The 2,318-nt window shown below is 70.1% G+C and carries 1 protein-coding gene; it reads right to left on the reverse strand.

From position 1 onward, the window contains the following. Positions 1-2,318: condensation domain-containing protein (locus tag D7V88_RS40725; RefSeq protein ID WP_147449119.1), on the reverse strand; the 2,318-nt coding region annotated here is incomplete at both ends.

Consider the following 2,318-nt stretch of genomic DNA (forward strand, 5'->3'; position numbering starts at 1 on the left):
CGGCGGGGTAGCCCGGGTCCAGGGGCACGTAGGCGGCGCCGGCCTTGAGGACGCCCAGCAGGGCGATGACGAGCTCGACGGAGCGCTCCAGGCAGACGGCAACGGAGGATTCGGGGCCGACGCCCAGGGAGCGCAGGTGCCAGGCGAGCTGGTTGGCGCGCTCATCCAACTGGCGGTAGGTGAGGGCTTGGCCTTCGAAGACGAGGGCGGTGGCGTCGGGGGTGCGGCGCACCTGGGCTTCGATGAGCGCGTGCAGGCAATCCTGCTCCGGGTACACCACGTCGGTGCGGTTCCACTCCTCCACCACCTGCCGTGCTTCTTCGTGCGTCAACAGGGAGGCGGTTTCGTGGCGCGCCTCGGGCTCGCTCGCCATGGCCTGGAGGACCCGCGCGTAGTAGCCGCCCAGGCGCTCCACCTGCATCGTGTCGAGTTCTCCCGCGTCGTAGCTCAGCCGCAGCCGGACCTGACGTCCGAAGAGGTCCAGTTGGAAGTTGGCGGCCAGCGTGAAGTGCGTCTGTTCGAAGAACTTCCCGCCCGCGATCTCGATGCCCTCCTGTTGGACGACGCCCTGGTAGACGTGGAAGTGGGCGAAGTTGAAGACCGTTTCGAAGAGGGTCTGTCCTCCCGCCAGGCGTTGGATCTCCGCGAGGGGCAGCCGCCGGAAGGGCATCGCGGCGCGCTCGGTCTGGAAGACCTGACGTGCCAGTTCGATCCACGTGCCCCCCGGGAGGTCCATCACGATGGGCAGGGTGTTCAGGAACAGGCCCAGCACCCGCTCCCCATCCGCCTCCTCCAGGCGCCCGTGGGAGACGAGGCCCGTCAGCACCCGCTGTTCGCCGAGGTGGCGCAGCACCCGCAGGTGCGCGGCCAGGAGCACGCTCTTGAGCGGCACTCCCGCCAGTCCCGCCAGCCGCTTCAGCCCCTGGGAGAGCGCATCGGAGAGCGGCACTTCCAGCTCGCCCTGCGTTCCCGTCCGGGCCGTGCGATCTCCCGGCCAGCGCGGCAGCCGCGAAGGGCTCGCCTCCGCGAGTCGTTCCTTCCAGAAGGCCCGCGTCGCGTCGGACGTCAGCGCCTGCTGCTCCAGGGCGACGAAGTCCCGGTAGTGCTGCCCGAGCGGAGGCGCCGGCGTACCCGCGTTGCGGCCCGTCAGCGCCAGGTAGCGCTGGAGCAGTTCGGTGACCAGCGTGGCCACGCTCCACCCATCGAGGATGGCGTGGTGGAACCCGAGGCTCAGGGTGAAGCCTTCCACGCCTCGGGCATGGACCTGGAAGCGGATCAGCGGAGGCCGCATCCAGTCGAAGGGCGTGGCCCGCTCCTGGAGGCTCCAGGCTTCCACGGCGGCCTCCTGCGCCGCTGCGTCCAGGTGCCCCAGCTCCGTGAAGCCCACGAGGGGCTCCGCTTTCGCGTGCACGCATTGCAGGGGCTGCTTGAAGCCAGACAGCGCGAAGCCGGTCCGCAGGATGGGGTGTCGCTCCACCAATTCGTGGAGGGCCTGGACGAGCAGCTCCGACTCCAGGCGCGCACGCAGGTGGTAGCTGAAGACGTCGTGGTAGACGGGCGTGTCGGGGCGAAGCTCGCTGTGGAAGAGCATCCCCGCTTGCAGGGTCGCCAGGGGATAGGCGTCCTCGAGCCCGGGCGGCAGGCGCTCGCGCTCCTCCGGTGACACGAGCCCGAAGGGCTGGAGTCTGGGGCGCTCCGGGACGGGGTTGGTTCCCTGTTCGGCCGCGCGGGCCAGGGCCTGGAGCGTCTGGTGTTGAAAGAGCTGGGGCAGGGCGAGCTCCAGCCCGATGGCCCTCGCGGCGGTGATGATCCGGATGCCCAGGATGGAATCGCCCCCGAGTCCGAAGAAGTTGTCGGCGAGCCCGATCCGCTCCCGTCCCAGCACGTGGCTCCAGATCGTGGCCAGGGCCTCCTCGGTGGGACTGCGAGGCTGTGCCGAGGACTCCGCGGGAGACTCCGGGCCCACGAGCGGCGCGGGCAGGGCGCGCCGATCCACCTTGCCGTTCGGTGAGAGCGGCAGGGCGTCCATCACGACGAAGAACGCCGGCACCATGTAGTCCGGCAGCTTCTCCAACAGGAAGCGCCGCAAGTCCTCGGTGAGGACGGACAGGCCCGCGTGCGGCGCGAAATAGGCGACGAGCTGGAGTCGGTCGGGGGCATCGCGTCGAGCGAGGACGACGGCCTGGGAGACGGCGGGATGCAGGCGCAGTGCGGCTTCAATCTCCCCCAGCTCGATGCGCAGGCCGCGCAGCTTCACCTGCTCATCCAGGCGGCCGAGGAACTCGAGGACGCCGCCGGGCAGCCATCGGGTGAGGTCT

Source organism: Corallococcus terminator (genome assembly GCF_003611635.1).
Lineage (GTDB): Bacteria > Myxococcota > Myxococcia > Myxococcales > Myxococcaceae > Corallococcus > Corallococcus terminator.